17 protein-coding genes are annotated in these 19,373 nt (G+C 68.0%); 9 read left to right on the top strand and 8 right to left on the bottom strand.

The features are described from left to right. Positions 1-227: 227 nt before the first annotated feature. The 8 genes from moaA to LT948_RS04355 all read right to left on the bottom strand — a co-directional run bounded on the left by moaA (position 228) and on the right by LT948_RS04355 (position 11,707). Positions 228-1,217 carry a GTP 3',8-cyclase MoaA gene (gene moaA / locus LT948_RS04390; RefSeq protein ID WP_003092949.1) on the bottom strand — a complete coding sequence of 330 codons (990 nt, stop codon included), beginning with the start codon at positions 1,215-1,217 and terminating at the stop codon, positions 228-230. 56 nt (positions 1,218-1,273) lie between these two features. Then, complete coding sequence (locus LT948_RS04385; protein WP_003159377.1) at positions 1,274-2,092, bottom strand: peptidylprolyl isomerase; 819 nt, start codon at positions 2,090-2,092, stop codon at positions 1,274-1,276. A gap of 54 nt (positions 2,093-2,146) precedes the next feature. Next, entirely contained in the window at positions 2,147-2,830 is a 684-nt protein-coding gene (narI, locus tag LT948_RS04380; RefSeq protein ID WP_003092953.1) for a respiratory nitrate reductase subunit gamma, read from the bottom strand. Between the two features lie 2 nt (positions 2,831-2,832). Continuing rightward, positions 2,833-3,573 (bottom strand): nitrate reductase molybdenum cofactor assembly chaperone, encoded by a 741-nt coding sequence (gene narJ / locus LT948_RS04375; RefSeq protein WP_003092956.1) that lies wholly within the window; start codon positions 3,571-3,573, stop codon positions 2,833-2,835. Positions 3,574-3,578: 5 nt separating this feature from the next. Then, positions 3,579-5,120 (bottom strand): nitrate reductase subunit beta, encoded by a 1,542-nt coding sequence (gene narH, locus LT948_RS04370; protein ID WP_003092958.1) that lies wholly within the window; start codon positions 5,118-5,120, stop codon positions 3,579-3,581. 11 nt (positions 5,121-5,131) lie between these two features. Continuing rightward, on the bottom strand, positions 5,132-8,917 hold the full coding sequence (locus LT948_RS04365) for a nitrate reductase subunit alpha (protein ID WP_003092960.1): 3,786 nt from the start codon (positions 8,915-8,917) through the stop codon (positions 5,132-5,134). A gap of 75 nt (positions 8,918-8,992) precedes the next feature. Then, positions 8,993-10,399, bottom strand: coding sequence for a nitrate/nitrite transporter NarK2 (gene narK2 / locus LT948_RS04360; RefSeq protein WP_003092963.1), 1,407 nt, complete (start codon positions 10,397-10,399; stop codon positions 8,993-8,995). 12 nt (positions 10,400-10,411) lie between these two features. Beyond that, complete coding sequence (locus LT948_RS04355) at positions 10,412-11,707, bottom strand: nitrate/nitrite transporter (RefSeq protein ID WP_003129535.1); 1,296 nt, start codon at positions 11,705-11,707, stop codon at positions 10,412-10,414. 174 nt (positions 11,708-11,881) lie between these two features. Here LT948_RS04355 and narX point away from each other — a divergent pair, with 174 nt between their 5' ends. From narX to LT948_RS04310, 9 genes are all read left to right on the top strand, one after another. Further along, positions 11,882-13,750, top strand: a complete 1,869-nt coding sequence (gene narX, locus LT948_RS04350) for a two-component system sensor histidine kinase NarX (protein ID WP_003092966.1) — start codon at positions 11,882-11,884, stop codon at positions 13,748-13,750. Beyond that, positions 13,747-14,406 (top strand): two-component system response regulator NarL, encoded by a 660-nt coding sequence (gene narL / locus LT948_RS04345; RefSeq protein ID WP_003092968.1) that lies wholly within the window; start codon positions 13,747-13,749, stop codon positions 14,404-14,406. Before narX ends, narL begins: the two co-directional genes overlap by 4 nt. A gap of 84 nt (positions 14,407-14,490) precedes the next feature. Further along, the gene (gene anvM / locus LT948_RS04340) at positions 14,491-14,886 is read left to right on the top strand and encodes an anaerobic/virulence modulator AnvM (protein WP_003092971.1); all 396 of its coding nucleotides are present in this window, start codon (positions 14,491-14,493) and stop codon (positions 14,884-14,886) included. A gap of 160 nt (positions 14,887-15,046) precedes the next feature. Beyond that, the gene (locus tag LT948_RS04335; protein WP_003092973.1) at positions 15,047-15,511 is read left to right on the top strand and encodes a hypothetical protein; all 465 of its coding nucleotides are present in this window, start codon (positions 15,047-15,049) and stop codon (positions 15,509-15,511) included. Between the two features lie 15 nt (positions 15,512-15,526). Then, a complete protein-coding gene (locus tag LT948_RS04330; protein ID WP_003111263.1) occupies positions 15,527-16,276 on the top strand; it encodes a class I SAM-dependent methyltransferase in 750 nt (249 codons plus the stop codon). 86 nt (positions 16,277-16,362) lie between these two features. Then, on the top strand, positions 16,363-17,193 hold the full coding sequence (locus tag LT948_RS04325) for an SDR family oxidoreductase (protein WP_023125347.1): 831 nt from the start codon (positions 16,363-16,365) through the stop codon (positions 17,191-17,193). A 20-nt stretch (positions 17,194-17,213) separates the two neighbouring features. After that, the gene (locus LT948_RS04320; protein WP_015502405.1) at positions 17,214-17,606 is read left to right on the top strand and encodes a hypothetical protein; all 393 of its coding nucleotides are present in this window, start codon (positions 17,214-17,216) and stop codon (positions 17,604-17,606) included. 87 nt (positions 17,607-17,693) lie between these two features. Then, positions 17,694-18,350, top strand: coding sequence for a tyrosine phosphatase TpbA (gene tpbA, locus LT948_RS04315; protein WP_003111594.1), 657 nt, complete (start codon positions 17,694-17,696; stop codon positions 18,348-18,350). 104 nt (positions 18,351-18,454) lie between these two features. Continuing rightward, positions 18,455-19,354: a TIGR01459 family HAD-type hydrolase gene (locus LT948_RS04310; protein WP_033991743.1), complete on the top strand. Its 900-nt coding sequence runs from the start codon at positions 18,455-18,457 to the stop codon at positions 19,352-19,354. Positions 19,355-19,373 lie beyond the last annotated feature (19 nt).

Raw genomic sequence — 19,373 nt, 5'->3', positions numbered from 1 at the left:
CACCGTCAGTCGCAGATAATCTGAGCCCAAAATCGCGCTGATTGCGAGCCCGCCGGTTTTCGACTGCAAGCCGCTACAGCTATGTGATCGCGCGCAGCTCCAGCGACGGTTATGCCGTGATGTTTTCCTGGGGTGAGCTGTACAGCAGCGAGACCCTGCTGGCCTACCAGAAGAGCGGCCTCGCCCTGGCCCCTGGCGAAGGCCCGCTGGCTACGCCCTGAGTCGCCTCAGCCGCCGCTCATGTTCATGAAGCGCAGCACCTGCACCTCGCCGGCGGCGCTGAATTCATGGCGCGCCGGCTTGCGCTGGAGCGCCTCGCCGATCGCTTCCAGCAACGGCCCGTCGTGCAGCGGGTGGCGGCGCAGCAGCGCGCGCAGGTCGAGCGAATGCTCGTGGCCGAGGCACAGCAGCAGGCGGCCCTCGACGGTCAGGCGCAGGCGGTTGCAGGTGGCGCAGAAGTTGTGCGAGTGCGGCGAGATGAAGCCGATGCGTGTCTGCGGATGCTCGACCAGGCGCACGTAGCGCGCCGGCCCGCCGCTCTGCTCGGCGCTGTCGAGCAAGGCATGGCGCTGGGCGATCAGCGCGCGTACTTCGTCGCTGGAGCAGAAGCTCTCGCCACGTTCGCGGCCGACCTGGCCAAGCGGCATCTCCTCGATGAAGCTGATATCCAGGCCGCGGGCGATGGCGAAGTCCACCAGCGCCGGCACCTCATCGGCGTTGCGCCCCTTCATCACCACCGCGTTCAGCTTGATCCGGCGGAAACCGGCGGCCTGGGCGGCGTCGATGCCGGCCAGCACCTTGTCCAGCTCGCCGTTGCGGGTGATCGCCCGGAAGCGCAGCGGATCGAGGGTGTCGAGGCTGATGTTGAGACGCGACAGGCCGGCGTCGTACAACGGCCGGGCGTAGCGCACCAGTTGCGAGCCGTTGCTGGTCATGCACAGTTCGCGCAACCCCGGCAGTGCCGCCAGGCGCTCGCACAGGCCGACGATGCCGGGCCGCACCAGCGGCTCGCCGCCGGTCAGGCGCAGCTTGCGCACGCCGCCGGCGACGAACAGCCGGGCGACCCGCTCGATCTCCTCCAGGGTCAGCACCTGCTGGCGCGGCAGGAAGCGCATGTCCTCGGCCATGCAGTAGACACAGCGGAAGTCGCAACGGTCGGTGACCGACAGGCGCAGGTAGTCGATCTGTCGGCCTTGGCCATCGATCCAGTCGGTCATGTCCTGGGTACTCCGATTGATGTGCGGGAGGAAGAGGGAAACAACGGCGCCGAAACCTATTGCACCAGCGCCCCATCCGCGCCCTCGAAGGCGAAGCCCTCGATGCAGGCGTCTCCCGCCAGCACGCCGATGTACTGCCCCACGGCCCGCTGCAACACTTGCGCTTGCAGGTGCGCGGCGATTTGCGCGCGGGCCGCGTCGAAGTCGAGCGGCTCGCCGCCCTCGCGCCCCAGCAGTTCCACCACATGCAGGCCATAGCGGCTTTCCAGCGGATGCTCCAGCAGCCCGGGCGCGCGGCGCAGCAGGCGCTTCTCGAATTCGGGAACGGTCTGCCCCGGCTCGATCCAGCCGAGGTCGCCGCCCGCCTCCTTCGACGGACAGGCGGAGAAACGCCGGGCCAGGTCGACGAAGCGCTCGGGATGCCCGCGCAACTCGTCGAGCAGCTCCGCGGCCTGCTTGCGCGCCGTCTCGCGGCCTTCCAGGTCGTCCGGCGCGCAGGCCAGCAGCACATGGCGCAATTGCAGGCGCCAGGGGCCGAGCAGGCGTCCCGGATTGGCCGCGTACCAGGTCCGGCAGGCGTCTTCGTCGGCTTCCGGGACCTGCACCTCTTCCTCCAGCAATTGGCGGATGCGCGCTTCCTCCGGCGTCTCGCCGTCTTCGCAGCGGGCCTCGATGCCCAGCGCGTCGGCCCGTTGCAGGAGCAACTGGCGGACGATCAGCGCACGGCAGGCGGCCTCCAGCGCCAGCGCGTAGCTGTCCGCCGGGTGGTATTGCAGTTCGCGGGCCAGCAGGTCTTCGCCGATGGCCACGCCGTTGACCTTCAGTTGCGGCAGTTCGACCTTCTCGACGCGTTCTTCGTAGTGGGAGCAACTCATGATCGATCACCTCGGTTCGGCGGGCCGGCGCCGGATGCGCCGGCCGCCCAGGGTTCAGGCAGGACGTTTCTGGCGCACGATCTGGTAGCGCCGGCCCAGGTACCACACCGGCGCGCTGACGATGTGCACCAGGCGGGTGAAGGGGAACAGCACGAACAGGGTCAGGCCCAGGCCGACGTGCAGCTTGTAGACCAGGCCCACCGGCGCGATGGCTTCGGCCGCCGCCAGCGGACGCAGGGTGACGATGGCCTGGGCCCAGTCGGCGAGCATCACCATCACCGAGCCATCCATGTGATGGGTCGAGGCGACGATGGTGGAGAGGCCGAGGATCAGCTGGGCGTAGAGCACCAGCAGGATCATCAGGTCAGAGGCGTTGCCGGTGGCGCGCACCCGCGCGTCGGTCAGGCGGCGCAGGATCAGTCCGCTCAGGCCGATGAAGCAGAGCACGCCGAAGAAGCCGCCGGAGACCATCGCCAGCAGTTGCTTGTTCTCGGTGCTGATCAGGTGGTGGTAGACCGAGGCCGGGGTCAGCAGGCCGACGAAGTGGCCGGCGAGGATGAACAGCACGCCGACGTGGAACAGGTTGCTGTATACCCGCATGCCCTTCTTGCTGAGCATCTGGCTGGAACCGGCCTTCCAGGTGTACTGCGAGAGGTCGAAGCGCGCCCAGCTGCCGACCAGGCAGATCAGCAGCGCGACATAGGGATAGATCCCGAAGAACAGAAGATTGGTCGACATGCTCAGACTCCTTCGCGGGCCGCGCGGTACTGCATCTGCGGTACCGGCTGGGCGACCCATTGCAATGGTTGTTCGGTGGACGCCGTCGGACGGCGGCCGCTGCTCGACGGGCAACCGCCGGCAGGGTCGGTGAAGCTCACCGGGGTTTCCTCCCAGGCCCGGTCGATGGCCTCCAGGCTGTCGTCGCGCTGTTCCTGGGCCTGGTCGCGACGCAACGCGCCGAGGTCCGGACGCTCGCCGCCGAGTTCCAGCAACGCCTCGAAAATCGCCGCGTAGGCGCTGCCACGTTCCTCCAGGCGCAGCGCCAGCAGGCCGAGGATGTGCGCCACTTCGGCGAGCCCTTCGCTGGCCGCCGCGAACGGCAGCAGCGACAGGTATTCGAGGTACAGCGGCAGGTAGTCCGGCAGCTCCGGTACGTCGATCTGCAGGCCAGCCCCGGTATAGCGGTCGAGCAGGTCGACCATCGCCTGGCCACGATCGCGGCTCTCGCCGTGGACGTGCTCGAAGAGCAGCAGCGAGACCGAGCGGCCGCGCTCGAAGAGACCGTCGTAGCGCGCCTGGACGTCCAGCAGGTCGCCCTGGCAGAGCTCGTTGAGCAGCGCCGCGAGGCCGTCGCGCAGCGCTTCCGGCAGTTCGCAGGTGCGGATCAGCGCATGCAGGCCGAGGCTCTCCTCGCGCAGCTCGGCGCGTGGATAGTCGAGCAGCAGGGCGAGCAGGCGGAACAGTTGGCTGTGATCGTTCATGGCGCTCACTCCTGGATCTGCACGACCTGGATCACGTCGCGGCGGTTGGTCGGCTTGCCGCCGAACAGGTTGACGGCGGAGTTGCTGCCGCCGGAACAGCCGTTGCCGAAGCTGAAGCCGCAGCCGGAACGCTCGGCGAAGGCATCGGAAAGCGCTTCCTCGCGGTGCGCGCTGGGGATCACGAAGCGATCCTCGTAGTTGGCGATGGCCAGGTAGCGGTACATCTCCTCCACCTGCTCCACGCTCAACCCGACCTTGGCCAGCACCTCCAGGTCCTGGCGGCCTTCGACGTGCTCGGCGCGCTTGTAGGCGCGCATCGCCAGCAGGCGCTTGAGCGCCAGCAGCACCGGCGCGGTGTCGCCGGCGGTGAGCAGGTTGGCCAGGTACTGCACGGGGATGCGCAGCGACTCGACGTCCGGGATCACCCCGTCGCTGCCGATGTGCCCCTCGGCGGCGGCGTTCTGGATCGGCGACAGCGGCGGCACGTACCAGACCATCGGCAGCGTGCGGTATTCCGGGTGCAGCGGCAGGGCCAGCTTCCAGTCCATCGCCAGCTTGTACACCGGCGACTTCTGCGCCGCCTCGATGACGCTGTCGGCCACCCCGTCCTTGCGCGCCTGGGCGATCACCGCCGGGTCGAACGGATCGAGGAAGATCTCCAGTTGCTTCTCGTACAGCTCGCGCTCGTTCTCGCAACTGGCCACTTCGTGGATGCGGTCGGCGTCGTAGAGCAGCACGCCGAGGTAGCGGATGCGCCCGACGCAGGTCTCCGAGCAGACGGTGGGCTGGCCGGCCTCGATGCGCGGGTAGCAGAAGATGCACTTCTCGGACTTGCCGCTCTTCCAGTTGAAGTAGATCTTCTTGTACGGGCAGCCGGAGATGCACATCCGCCAGCCGCGGCACTTGTCCTGGTCGATCAGGACGATGCCGTCCTCCTCGCGCTTGTAGATCGCCCCGCTCGGGCAGGACGCCACGCACGCCGGGTTCAAGCAGTGCTCGCAGAGGCGCGGCAGGTACATCATGAAGGTGTTCTCGTACTCACCGTAGATGTCCGCCTGGACCTGGTCGAAGTTCTTGTCCTTGCGCCGCTTGGCGAACTCGGTGCCGAGGATCTCCTCCCAGTTCGGGCCCCACTCGATCTTCTCCATGCGCTGCCCGGAGACCAGCGAGCGCGGGCGCGCCACCGGCTGGTGCTCGGCCTTGGGTGCGGTATGCAGGTGCTGGTAGTCGAAGTCGAACGGTTCGTAGTAGTCGTCGATCTCGGGCAGGTCCGGGTTGGCGAAGATGTTCGCCAGCACGCGGAACTTGCCGCCGATGCGCGGGCGGATCGAACCGTCTGCCGCGCGCACCCAGCCGCCCTTCCACTTCTCCTGGTTTTCCCATTCCTTCGGGTAGCCGATCCCGGGCTTGGTCTCGACGTTGTTGAACCAGGCGTACTCCATGCCTTCGCGGCTGGTCCAGACGTTCTTGCAGGTGATCGAGCAGGTGTGGCAACCGATGCATTTGTCGAGGTTCAGCACCATGCCGACTTGCGAACGAATTTTCATGGCGTCTCTCCTCAAATGTCCTGGGGCAGCGGTTGCGGCAGGGCGTCGCCGCCGAGTCCGCCGTGGCGGGGTTCGTCCAGCCAGTCGACCTTGCTCATCTTGCGCACCACGACGAACTCGTCGCGGTTGCAGCCGACCGTGCCGTAGTAGTTGAAGCCCCAGGCCTGCTGGGCGTAGCCGCCGATCATGTGGGTCGGCTTGAGCACCACGCGGGTCACCGAGTTGTGGTGGCCGCCACGGGTGCCGGTGGTCTCGCTGCCGGGTACGTTCACGATGCGTTCCTGGGCGTGGTACATCATCACCATGCCGTCCTTGACCCGTTGGCTGACCACCGCGCGGCAGGTCGCCGCGCCGTTGGCGTTGAACACCTCGACCCAGTCGTTATCGACGATCCCGGCCTTGGCCGCGTCGTGCTCGCTGAGCCAGATGATCGGACCGCCGCGCGACAGGGTGAGCATCAGCAGGTTGTCGCTGTAGGTGGAGTGGATGCCCCATTTCTGGTGTGGGGTGATCCAGTTCAGGGTGATCTCCGGGTTGCCGTTGGGCTTCCTGTTCAACAGCTTCTCGGTGGTCCGGGTGTTGACCGGCGGCCGGTAGCTGACGAAGCCTTCGCCGAACGCCTGCATCCACGGGTGGTCCTGGTAGAACTGCTGGCGACCGGTGATGGTGCGCCACGGGATCAGCTCGTGGACGTTGGTGTAGCCGGCGTTGTAGCTGACGTGCTCGTCCTCGAGGCCGGACCAGGTCGGGCTGGAGATGATCTTGCGCGGCTGCACCTGGATGTCGCGGAAGCGGATCTTCTCGTCTTCCTTGGGCAGCGCCAGGTGGGCGTGCTCGCGGCCGGTGATCTTCGACAGCGCTTCCCAGGCCTTGACCGCGACCTGGCCGTTGGTTTCCGGAGCCAGGGCGAGGACCACCTCGGCGGCGTCGATGGCGCTGTCGATGCGCGGCCGGCCCTGGCTGACGCCGCTCTCGACGACGCGATGGTTGAGGTCGCCGACCAGCTTCACTTCCTTCTCGGTGTTCCAGCCGATGCCCTTGCCACCGTTGCCCAGCTTGTCCAGCAGCGGACCGAGCGAGGTGAACTTGCGGTAGACGTTCGGGTAGTCGCGCTCGACCAGGTGCAGCGTCGGCAGGTTGCGTCCCGGCATCGGCTCGCACTCGCCCTTCTTCCAGTCATGGCCGTCGCCGCCGAACGGCTGCGCCAGCTCGGTGGGGGTGTCGTGCAGCAGCGGCACCGTGACCAGGTCCTGCTCCACGCCGAGGTGGCCTTCGGCGACGGCGGAGAACTTCTTGGCGATGGCCTTGTAGATCTCCCAGTCGCTCTTGGCTTCCCAGGCCGGATCGGTGGCCGCCGACAGCGGATGGATGAAGGGGTGCATGTCGGAGGTGTTGAGGTCGTCCTTCTCGTACCAGGTAGCGGTCGGCAGGACGATGTCCGAGTACATGCAGGTGGAGGACATGCGGAAGTCCAGGGTGGTGACCAGGTCGAGCTTGCCCTCGGCACCGTCGTCGACCCAGTCGACCTCGGTGGGACGCGGACCGCCGGCCTTGCCGAGGTCATCGTTCATCACCCCGTTCTTCGCCCCGAGCAGGTACTTGAGCATGTACTCGTGGCCCTTGCCGGAGGAGCCCAGCAGGTTGGAGCGCCAGATGAACATGTTGCGCGGGAAGTTCTGCGGATCGTCCGGCGATTCGCTGGCGAAGCGCAGGCCGCCGCTCTTCAGTTCGCGCACCACGTAGTCGGCGACCGGCAGGCCGGCGGCCTCGGCCTCGGCGGCGATGCGCAGCGGGTTGCGGTTCAGTTGCGGCGCCGACGGCAGCCAGCCGAGGCGTTCGGCCTGGATGTTGTAGTCCAGGGCGTGTTCGGCGAAGCGGCTGGCGTCGGCCAGCGGCGACAGCACCTCGTGCATCGACAGCTTCTCGTGGCGCCATTGCGAGCTGTGCAGGTAGAAGAAGCTGGTGCCGTTCATCTGCCGCGGCGGCCGGCTCCAGTCCAGGCCGAAGGCCAGCGGCGCCCAGCCGGTCTGCGGGCGCAGCTTCTCCTGGCCGACATAGTGCGCCCAGCCGCCGCCGCTCTGGCCGATGCAGCCGCACATCATCAGCATGTTGATGACCGCGCGGTAGTTCATGTCCATGTGGTACCAGTGGTTCATCGCCGCGCCGATGATCACCATCGCCTTGCCGCGGGTCTTGTCGGCGCTGTCGGCGAACTCGCGGGCGACCTGCGTCGCGCGCGCCGCCGGAACGCCGGTGATGCGCTCCTGCCAGGCCGGGGTATAGGGCGTGTCGGCGTCCTCGTAGGAGGTCGCCACGTTGTCGCCGCCCAGGCCGCGGTCGATGCTGTAGTTGGCCATCTGCAGGTCGTAGACGGTGGCCACCCGCAGGCGCTTGCCGTCCGCCGCGACGATCTCGCGGAACGGCACCCGGCGCAGCAGTACCTCGTCGTTGGCGACGCCCTTGAAGTGCGGGTGCTCCTGCCCGGCGAAATACGGGAAGGCCACCTCGCAGGCATGTTCCGGGCCATCGAGCAGCGACAGTTGCAGGCGCGTCTGGTCACCGCTCCTGCCGTCCAGCTCGGCGATGTTCCACTTGCCTGACTCGCCCCAGCGATAGCCGATGGCGCCGGTGGGCGAGACCAGCCCGCCGCTGCGCTCGTCGTAGGCGATGGTCTTCCACTCGGGGTTGTTGTCCTGGCCGAGGTTGTCCGCCAGGTCGGCGGCGCGCAGGTAGCGGGTCGGCTTGAACGCGCCGCCGGCGTGTTCTTCCAGCAACACCAGCATCGGCATGTCGGTGTACTGGCGGCAGTAGTCGACGAAGTAGGCGCTCGGCCGGTCGAGGTGGAATTCCTTCAGGATCACGTGACCGAAGGCCATGCCCAGCGCGGCGTCGGTGCCCTGCTTGGGGTTGAGCCAGAGGTCGGTGAGCTTGGCCACCTCGGAATAGTCCGGGGTGATGGAGACGGTCTTGGTGCCCTTGTAGCGCACCTCGGTGAAGAAGTGCGCGTCCGGGGTCCGCGTCTGCGGCACGTTGGAGCCCCAGGCGATGATGTAGCTGGAGTTGTACCAGTCGGCCGACTCCGGCACGTCGGTCTGCTCGCCCCAGATCTGCGGGCTGGCCGGCGGCAGGTCGCAGTACCAGTCGTAGAAGCTCAGGCAGACCCCGCCGATCAGCGACAGGTAGCGGGCGCCGGCGGCGTAGCTGACCATCGACATGGCCGGGATCGGCGAGAAGCCGATCACCCGGTCCGGACCGTAGGTCTTGGCGGTGTAGACGTTGGCCGCGGCGATGATCTCGGTGACCTCGTCCCAGCTGGAACGGACGAAGCCGCCCAGGCCGCGCTGGCTCTTGTAGCTCTTCGCCTTGGCGGCGTCCTCGACGATGCTGGCCCAGGCGTTCACCGGGTCGCCGTGCTGCGCCCGCGCCTCGCGCCAGAGCTTGAGCAACGGCTTGCGCACCTTCGGGTACTTCAGGCGGTTGGCGCTGTAGATGTACCAGGAATAGCTGGCCCCGCGCGGGCAGCCGCGCGGCTCGTGGTTGGGCAGGTCCGGACGGGTGCGCGGGTAGTCGGTCTGCTGGGTTTCCCAGGTGATCAGGCCGTTCTTCACGTAGATCTTCCAGGAGCAGGAGCCGGTGCAGTTCACCCCGTGGGTGGAGCGCACGATCTTGTCGTGCTGCCAGCGCTGCCGGTAGGCACCTTCCCAGGCGCGGCTCTCGTTGCTGGTCTCGCCGTGGCCATCGGCGAATTCGCCCTGCTTCTTCTTGAAGAACTGCAGGCGGTCGAGCAGGTGACTCATCTTGATCTCCTCACCCGGTCTGTGCCGGGCGTTACAACGCTAATCAGGGGTTGCCGCGGGCTGCTGCCGACGGACTCAACAGGGACTCTCCGCACCCTTGCGCGCGTACCACCACCAGGTGGCGACGATGCAGCTCAGGTAGTAGGCGATGAACACGTAGAGGGCGCCCTCGGCGCTGCCGGTCATGTGCAGCGAGGTGCCGAACGCCTTCGGGATGAAGAACCCGCCGAAGGCGCCGATGGCGGCGGAGAAGCCGATCACCGCGGCCGACTCCATGCTCGCGTTGCGCGCCGCGCCGGCTTCGTCGGCCTGGCCGTCGCGCACCCGCCGGGCCCACTCGTTGCGGAAGATCACCGGGATCATGCGGAAGGTTGAGCCGTTGCCGATGCCGGCGAAGAAGAACAGCAGGATGAAGGCGCCAAGGAAGCCGAAGAAGTTGCCCTGGCCGCCGTCGCCCGGCAGGAAGGCGATCACCGTGAACACCCCGCCGATCATCAGTGCGTAGTTCCACAGGGTGATCCGCGCGCCGCCGAACTTGTCCGCCAGCCAGCCGCCCAGGGGCCGGCTGAGGGCGCCCACCAGCGGACCGAGGAAGGCGTATTGCAGCGGGTTGATGTCGGGGAACTGGGTCTTGCTGAGCATCGCGAAGCCGGCCGAGAAGCCGATGAACGAGCCGAAGGTGGCCACGTACAGCCAGCACATCAGCCAGTTGTGCTTGCGCTTGAAGATCACCGCCTGGTCGCGGAACGAGGCCTTGGCGTCGGCGATGTCGTTCATCCCGAACCAGGCCGCGACCGATACCACGGCGATGAACGGCACCCAGATCCAGCCGGCGTTCTGCAGCCACAGGCGACCGCCGTCGCCGAGCTGCTGCGGCTCGCCGCCGAAGGCGCCGAACAGGCCGCCGGCCACCGCCAGCGGCACGGCGAACTGCATCACCGAGACGCCGAGGTTGCCGAGCCCGGCATTCAGGCCGAGGGCGGTGCCCTGCTGGCTCTTCGGATAGAAGAAGCTGATGTTGGACATGCTCGAGGCGAAGTTGCCGCCGCCGAAGCCGCAGAGCAGCGCGATCAGGGCGAACACCCAGTACGGGGTGCTCGGGTCCTGCACGGCGAAGCCCAGCCAGATGCACGGGATCAGCATCGAGGCGGTGCTCAGGGCGGTCCAGCGACGGCCGCCGAAGATCGGCACCATGAACGAATAGAACACCCGCAGGGTGGCGCCGGAGATCGACGGCAGCGCCGCGAGCAGGAACAGCTGGTCGTTGCTGAAGGCGAAGCCGGCGCTGTTCAGGCGCACGGTCACCGTGCTCCAGATCATCCACACGGCGAAGGCGAGCAGCAGCGCGGGGATCGAGATCCACAGGTTGCGGCTGGCGATGCGCTTGCCGTTGCGCGCCCAGAACTCGGGGTCCTCGGGGCGCCAGTCGAGCAGCAGCGGTCCCCGTGCGGCTTTCAGTTGGGTATTGGCGATCATGCCCATGACGGCATTACCTCAGGAGTGGGTGGGAAGGGTGGGAGGAAGGTCGACGTCGGCCGAGGCGGCCTGGCCGTCGATGCGGCGTTGCTGCTTGATCGCGTAGTGCATCCAGACCATGCAGACCACGGTCAGGCCGAACAGCAACATGAAGCAGGAGGAGCGCACGCCGATGTGGTCGGCGGCGTAGCCGAACAGGATCGGCAGGCAGAAGCCGCCGAGGCCGCCGATCACCCCGACCATGCCGCCGACGGTGCCCATGTTGCTCGGGTAGTAGTCGTGGATGATCCGGTACACGCTGGCCTTGCCGAAGCCCTGGGCGATGCCGACGACGAACACCAGGAAGGTGAACAGCCAGACGTTCAGGCCGATGCCCAGGCTGAGGTCGCCCTGGATGCCGTGGATGGTCATGGTGGTCTGCGGGTAGGAGAGGAAGAACAGGCACACCAGGCAGACCCAGAACACGCCCCAGTTCACCGAGCGCGCGCCGTAGTGGTCGCTGAACCAGCCGCCGAGGGCGCGGATCAGGCCGGACGGCAGGGTGAACAGCATGGTGATGAAGGACGCGGTCTTCAGGTCCAGGCCGTATTCGGCGATGTAGTACTTCGGCAGCCACAGGGCCAGGGCGACGAAGCCGCCGAAGACGAAGAAGTAGTACAGGCCGAAGCGCCAGACGCGCAGCTCGGCGAGCGGCGCCAGTTGCTTGGCCAGGCTCGGCCGCTGGCTGGCCTCGGCGGCACCCTTGAGGTGCGCCGGATCGGTCCAGGTGAACAGCCAGAACAGCACGGCGGTGACCAGCATGGCCACCGAGTAGACCTGCGGCACCATGCGCCAGCCGAAGGCGACCACGATCATCGGCGCCACCAGGTTGGTGATCGCCGCGCCGGCGTTGCCGGCGCCGAAGATGCCCATCGCGGTGCCCTGGCGCTCCTTCTCGAACCAGGCCGAGGTGTAGGCGATGCCGACCGCGAAGGAGCCGCCAGCCAGGCCGACGAACAGGCCGAGCACCAGGTAGTGCCAGTACTGGCTGGCGAAGGCCAGGCCGTAGATCGGGATGGCCACCAGCAGCATGTGGATGAAGAACACGATGCGGCCGCCGAAGCGGTCGGTGATCAGGCCCAGCGGCAGGCGCACCAGGGAGCCGGTGAGGATCGGCAGGGCGACCATCAGGCCGAACTGGGATTCGCTCAGGCCAAGCTCGTCCTTGATGCGGATGCCGATGATCGAAAACATCGTCCACACGGCGAAATTCACCGCGAAGGACAAGGTACTCATGCCGAGGACGGAGTACTGTTTCTGACGTAGGGAAGCCATGGCTAAACTCTCTGCACGGACAGCGTTCAGCGAGAGCCTAGGGAAGGTGTTCCTATGCAAATTTGATAGGAATCAATGAAATACCGGCCGTTCCGTGCCTAGATGCGCGCCCCTACCTCGAAAGAGGTATGGTCTGAATTATTGCGCAACCCACTGTTTTAAAAGGCTTTTTACATGAACAAGGCGACCGCGCCGGACGCTGACCAGCGGGACAGATTCTTTGGAGGTAGTGACAGGGCCGGAAAGCCGATCCTGCGCCGCTCCCTGGTAGTCCGCTTCGGCTGCTACCTCACCCTGCTGGTATCGCTGGCGCTGATCGGGATGTTCAGCGCCCTGCTCTTCGCCGACTACACGCACCAGGACGCCGCGGTGATCAACCACGCCGGCTCGTTGCGCATGCTCACCTACCGGGTCGCCCTGGAGCCCAGCCTGGAAGGCCGCCAGGCGCTGCTCGGGACCCTCGGCGAACGCCTCGACAGCGGCGACATCCGCCGCCTGCTGCAACGCCAGGACGCCGACGACCCGATCCGCCAGCTGCACCAGGAGCTGCGCGAGGGCCTGGCGCGCCTGGACCCGCGCGCGCTGCCCGGACGCGCCGTGCTGGACGCCTACGTCGGCGACATCGACCGTTTCGTCGGCATCCTCCAGGCCAAGGCCGAGCGCCGCTCGCAACTGCTCAGCACGGTGCAGGGCCTGTGCCTGTTCCTCAGCCTGCTGGTGGTGTTCGTCACCCTCTACGACCTCAGCTACCACGTCATCGGCCCGCTGCGCGAACTCACCAGCACCGCCCGCCGCCTGGGCCGCGGCGAGCTGGACGCGCGGGTCACCTACAGCGGCGAGGACGAACTGGCGCAACTGGGCGAGCGCTTCAACCAGATGGCCGGCGAGCTGAAGAGCATCTACGGCGACCTGGAAGAGCGCGTGGAGGACAAGACCCGCGCCCTCTCGCAGAGCCACCAGCGCCTCGAACTGCTCTACGCCAGCGCCCGCCGGCTGGGCGAGAACCCCTACGACAGCCGCACCCTGCAACCGCTGCTGAACCAGTTGGAGAAAGTGCTAGACGCCGGCCGCGTGACCCTCTGCCTGAACAAGGACGGGGTCGAGCGCGCCTACAGTTCGCTGACCACCACCGAGCGCCCGGCGGACTTCTGCCTGCAGGGCGACTGCGGTAGCTGCCGCGAGCAGGCCAGCGCCTGCGACCAACCCTCGTCCCTGGCCCAGCCATTGCTGATGCAGCCCCTGTCCATCGCCGGCCACCGTTTCGGCGAACTGTTCATCGAAAGCCGCAGCGGCCGCCTGGAGAACTGGCAGCAGCAACTGATCGAGACCTTCTGCGACAACATCGCCCGCACCTTCGCCCTGTCCCTGCAACAGGAACAGGAAAGCCGCCTGGCCCTGTTCGCCGAGCGCGGCACCATCGCCCGTGAACTGCACGACTCGCTGGCACAGTCGCTGTCCTACCTGAAGATCCAGGTCAGCCGCCTGGGCACCCTGCTCAAGCGCGAGGCGCCGGCGGAGAAGATCGAGGACACCCTCGACGAACTGCGCGAAGGCCTCAACGGCGCCTACCGGCAACTGCGCGAACTGCTCACCACCTTCCGCCTCAGCCTCGACGAGCCGAGCCTGGAAGCCGCGCTGGGGAACGCCGTGGCCGAGTTCGGCGAGCGCGGCGAGGTGGCGATCGAACTGGACAACCGCCTGCAACACGTGCCGCTGAGCCCCAACGAGGAAATCCACGTCCTGCAGATCGTCCGCGAGGCGCTCTCCAACGTGGTTCGCCATTCGCAGGCGCAACGGGCCTGGGTGCGCCTGAGCAGCCAGGCCGACGGCCAGGTGAGCATCGCCGTCGAGGACGATGGCGTCGGCTTTGATCCGCAGCAGAACCGCAGCGGCCACTATGGGCTTACCATCATGCAGGAGCGCGGCCAGACCCTCGGCAGCCAGTTGCGCTTCGAAGCGCGCGCGCCCCACGGCACGCGAGTGCTCTTCAGCTTCGTGCCGACCGCCCTGCAACCCTCCGCCGCCAAGGAGCCGACCCCATGACGGACATGCCAGCCACCGCCGACGAACCGGTTCGCCTGCTGCTGGTGGACGACCATCCGATGATGCGCAAGGGCGTCGCCCAGTTGCTCGAACTGGAAGACGACCTCAGCGTGGTCGGCGAGGCCGGCAGCGGCGAGGAAGCCCTGCGCCTGGCCGCCGAGCTGGACCCGGACATGATCCTGCTGGACCTGAACATGAAGGGCATGAACGGCCTGGACACCCTGCGCGCGTTGCGCGAGGCCGGAGTCGACGCGCGCATCGTGGTGTTCACCGTGTCCGACGACAAGGGCGACGTGGTCAACGTCCTGCGCGCCGGCGCCGACGGCTACCTGCTCAAGGACATGGAGCCGGAGCGCCTGCTCGAGCACATCCGCCAGGCCGCCACCGGACAGATGACCCTCAGCCCGCAGCTGACCCAGATCCTCGCCCAGGCCCTGCGGGGCGACGACCGCTCGAAGAGCCTCGACGAGCTGACCGAGCGCGAACGGCAGATCCTCCGCCAGATCGCCCACGGCTACAGCAACAAGATGATCGCGCGAAAGCTGGACATCACCGAAGGCACGGTGAAGGTCCATGTCAAGCGGGTGCTGCACAAGCTCGGCATGCGTTCGCGGGTCGAGGCCGCGGTGTGGGCGGTGGAGAACGACCTGGTGTAAGCCGCGCGCGGGCTTGATTCCGGTCAAGAAATCCACCGCGGCGCTGCGTCGATACTGGCGGCTTCCTTCCACGAGGCGCCCGTCATGATGTTCGAACGCAGCCCCGACGATCCCCTTCCCTTGGTCTACGCCTGCTCCGGCTGCTCCAACGTGGCGCAACTGGCCAACGATCTCGCGCTGCGCCTGGATCGCGCCCGGCTGGCGGAGATGTCCTGCATCGCCGGAGTCGGCGGCGACGTCCCGCTGCTGGTCCGCCGGGCCCGCTCCGGGCGACCGATCCTGGCCCTCGACGGTTGCCCGCTGCATTGCGTGAAAGGCTGCCTGGCGCGCCATGAGGTAGTCCCGACCCTGCACCTGACCCTCAGCGAACACGGCCTGAAGAAGCGCTACGGCGAGGACTGCGAGGCGCAGGACGCCGAGCGCCTGTTCGTCGAGCTGGAGCGTCTGCTGACGCCGGGCGGCAAACGCCGCTGCGAATGACGGCGCGGCCGGGGGCGGCGGCTATCCCCAGCCTGCCGCCCGCCTTTCGGCCTCCCTCGCGCATATCGCGGCTCCTCCGCCGCGTAAGCGTGCCCGTACCGCCTGCGATACGCAGCAGTGCGCTAGGATGTCCCCTCGGCTTCGAAGAAAGGACATTTCAATGCTGATCGGTGCGCTGCTGGTTCTCACCTGGGTCATCCTCCTCGTCCGATACCCGGCCAAGGCCCTGCCGGTCTCCCTGGCGGCTCTCGCCGGGCTGGGCCTGGTGGCGGCCTGGGTGATCTGGCAGGACAACGACGAAAGCCGCCACCTGCAACGCCAGGAACTGCGCCTGAGCTATGCGCCGGAACGCTGTCCGGTGGACCGGCCGCTGGCGGTCGAGCTGAAGAACGGCAGCGACCGTCCGTTGCTGGAGCTACGCTGGAGGATCGCCGCCTACCGCCCCGGCGACAGCGTCAACCTGGCCGACACCAGCTTCGACAGCCCGCGCTACCGGGCGCCGAACGCCCTGCTCGGCGGCGACAGCTGGCACGACTGCCTGCCGCTGCCGCCGCTGCGTCCGGGCTATCGCGCCAGCACCCTGGAATTCCGCGCCGAACGCCTGGACGGGCGTTTCGGCAACTGACCGAGGGAGGACCCGATGGAAACCCGCCGTCTGTTCGACCAGGGCTCCGCTGCCTACGCCAGCGCCCGCCCGCGTTATCCCGATGCGCTCTACCGCCATCTCGCCGGGCTCTGCGGCCAGCGCCGGCGCGCCTGGGACTGCGCCACCGGTACCGGCCAGGCCGCGCTCGGCCTGGCGCAGTACTTCGGCGAAGTCCTCGCCAGCGACACCAGCGCGCAGCAGATCGAACACGCCGTTGTCCATCCGGGTATCCGCTATAGCGTGCAGGACGCCGAAGCCACCGACTATCCCGACGCCGCCTTCGACCTGGTCTGCGTAGCCCAGGCCTGGCACTGGTTCGACCACTCGCGCTTCAACCGCGAGCTGCTGCGCGTGCTGCGTCCCGGCGGCGTGTTCGCCGCCTGGGGCTACGGCTGGTTCAGCATCGACGCGCAGATCGATGCCGCCATCGACGAGGAATACCTGCGCCCGATCGGCCCGTACTGGGCGCAACAGAACCGCCTGCTGTGGAACGCCTACCGGGATGTCGAGCTGCCGCTGGGCGAACTCCCCGCGCCGGCCTTCGTCATCGAGCAACAATGGAGCCTGGCCCGGTTGTTCGACTACATGGCCACCTGGTCGGCCAGCCGCCTGTGCCGCGAGGCGCAGGGCAACGCTTTCGTGCGCCAGGCCCTGCAACGGGTCGCCGCGCTCTGGGGCGAGCCGACCTCGACACGCAGGGTTCGCATGCCGCTGGCGCTGCGGATCGCGCGCAAGGACGCCTGACCGAGCCTTCGGGCGGTTTTCCGCGGCCGGCGAATCCAGTACGGTAGGCCGCCCTCCTTCCAACTCCCAGCCAAGGAACGCCGCCCATGAGCCAACCCGTCGCCTTCGTCACCGGCTGCTCCAGCGGCATCGGCCGCGCCCTCGCCGACGCCTTCCAGCGCGCCGGCTACCGGGTCTGGGCCAGCGCACGCAAGGAAGACGACGTGCGCGCCCTGGCCAAGGCCGGCTTCCAGGCGGTGCAACTGGACGTCAACGACGCCGCCGCGCTGGCCCGTCTGGCCGAGGAGCTGGAAGTCGAAGCCGCCGGCCTCGACGTCCTGGTCAACAACGCCGGCTACGGCGCCATGGGTCCGCTGCTGGACGGCGGCGTCGACGCCATGCGCCGGCAGTTCGAGACCAACGTGTTCGCCGTGGTCGGCGTGACCCGCGCACTGTTCCCGCTACTGAGGCGCAAGTCCGGCCTGGTGGTGAACGTCGGCAGCGTCTCCGGCGTGCTGGTCACGCCCTTCGCCGGCGCCTACTGCGCCTCCAAGGCCGCGGTGCATGCGCTGAGCGATGCCCTGCGCCTGGAACTGGCACCGTTCGGCGTCGAGGTGCTGGAAGTGCAGCCGGGCGCCATCGCCTCGAACTTCGGCGCCAGCGCCAGCCGCGAGATGGACAGCGTGGTCGACGAACGCTCGCCCTGGTGGCCGTTGCGCCGGCAGATCCAGGCGCGCGCCGCGGCATCCCAGGACAATCCCACGCCCGCCGAAGACTTCGCCCGCCAGTTGCTCGCCGCCGTGCAGCGCCGTCCGCGCCCGCCGCTGGTGCGCATCGGCAATGGCAGCCGGGCCCTGCCGGCGCTGGCCCGCTGGATGCCGCGCGGCCTGCTGGAGCGGCTGCTGAAGAAGCGCTTCGGCCTCGACACGCGCCTCTGAAACCGCCAGGAGATACCGCTATGGGCGACCGCCTTGCCGTACCCATCCGTTACTACGCCCTGGCCGGGATCGCCGCGGCGATCCTGCTCAACGTGCTGCTGCGCGGGGTGGTCCGCTTCGGCGGCCTGCCGGCCAGCCTGCTGATCGCCGCGCTGGTCGCCGGCGGCCTGGCCTGGTGGTTCGCCCGCGCGCAGCGGCGCTGGCCGACCTGGGGCGAGCGCTTGCGCCTGGTCGCCCTGTATGGCGGAGTGCTCGGGATCCTTTACCTGCTACTGGTCGGCCTCGCCTCGCTGAAAGGCGATCCCAGCCCGGCGGCACTGCTCATCGTGGTGCTGCACTACCTGTGCTATCCGGCGCTGTTGCTGGTGTTCTTCTCCGGCAGGGTCTATGGATTCTTCCTGCGTGACGGGTGAAGCTGCCTCAACGAATTCTTCACATTCTCTTCAGCTCGGCTTGACCCGCCCTCGCCTAGTGTTGGCCACCCACCGCACGAGGCCGACATGCACCGTTCACCGCTCGCCTGGCTCCGCCTGCTCCTCGCCGCCGTGCTCGGCGCCTTCCTGCTCGGCGGCCCGCTGCATGCCGCCGAGACTGCCGCCCCGCGTTCGCCAGCCTGGGCGCAAGCGGTCGACCCGTCGATCAACCTCTACCGCATGAGCCCCACCCTCTATCGCAGCGCGCTGCCCAACGCACAGAGCGTCGCGCTGCTGCAACGCCTGCAGGTGAAGACGGTGGTCAGCTTCATCAAGGACGACGACCGCGCCTGGCTGGGCCAGGCTCCGGTGCGGGTGGTCAGCCTGCCGACCCACGCCGACCGGGTCGACGACGCCGAGGTGCTCAGCGTCCTCCGCCAGTTGCAGGCCGCCGAGCGCGAAGGCCCGGTACTGATGCACTGCAAGCACGGCAACAACCGCACCGGACTGTTCGCCGCCATGTACCGCATCGTCGTGCAGGGCTGGGACAAGCAGGCCGCGCTGGAGGAAATGCAGCGCGGCGGGTTCGGCGACGAGGACGACATGCGCGACGCCAGCGCCTATGTGCGCGGCGCCGACGTCGACGGCCTGCGCCTGGCGATGGCCAACGGCGAATGCAGCCCATCGCGCTTCGCCCTCTGCCATGTGCGCGAGTGGATGGCCCAGGCGCTCGACCGGCCGTAAACACGCGCAGGGCCGAAAGGCTTGGTCCCGTCACGCAAGTTTGGCACCCTTGGGGCTCGCCGCCGCACGCGGCGGCCCACTTCGACAGCCGCGACGAGACTCCCATGAGCGATGCCCCGACCTCCCCGCGCTTCAGCGCCGCCACCAGCACCCGCCTGCTCGACCATGCGCAACTGGAAGCGCTCTGCGCCGACTATGACGGCTTCCTTCTCGATCTCTGGGGCGTAGTGATGGACGGCGCCGAGGCGTTCCCCGGCGCCCTCGCCTGGCTCGCCCGGCGGCACGCCGAAGGCCGCCCGGTCTGGTTCCTCAGCAACTCGTCCAGCAGCGTGGTGGAAATGAGCGCCGGGCTCGAGCGCCTGGGCATCCAGCGCGACTGGTTCGCCGGCATCACCACCTCCGGCCAGTTGACCATCGACGCCCTGCTGCAAACCGCCGACTACCGGCGTGGCGGCATCTACCTGGCCGGCGTCGGCCTGGCCCAGCAGAGCTGGCCGGCGGAAATCCGCGAGCGCTTCGTCGACGACATCGCCCAGGCGGCGCTGATCGTCGGCGTCGGCAGCTTTCCCCAGGAAGAACTGGAACAGCGCTTCGCGCCCCTGCGCGGCGCCACCGACCTGCCGTTCCTCTGCGCCAACCCGGACCGCGTGGTGGTTTCCGGCGGCCGCACGGTATACGGCGCGGGCATGCTCGCCGAGCTGTTCAGCGAGGAAGGCGGCCAGGTCAGTTGGTACGGCAAGCCCGACCCGGCGGCCTTCCGCATCGCCCAGCGGCAACTGGAAGCGCGCGGCGCGCGGCACATCCTGTTCGTCGGCGACTCGCTGGTGACCGACGTCCCCGGCGCCCTCGCTGCGCGCATCGATACCCTCTGGCTGGGCGCCACCGGCATCCACCGCGAAGCCCTGGGCGCCGAGTTCAACGGGGCGCTCGACGAGGAACGGGTCAGGTCGCTGCTGCACGGCTATCCGATCCGACCGCACTTTGCCGCGCCAGGGCTGGTCTGACCCCTCAAAGGTCGGAAAA

Origin of the sequence: Pseudomonas sp. CP-1, from assembly GCF_021213715.1 — a bacterium.
Lineage (GTDB): Bacteria > Pseudomonadota > Gammaproteobacteria > Pseudomonadales > Pseudomonadaceae > Pseudomonas > Pseudomonas aeruginosa.
Note: the sequence above shows the minus strand (reverse complement) of the source record. Positions and strands in the feature narration are given on the sequence as shown.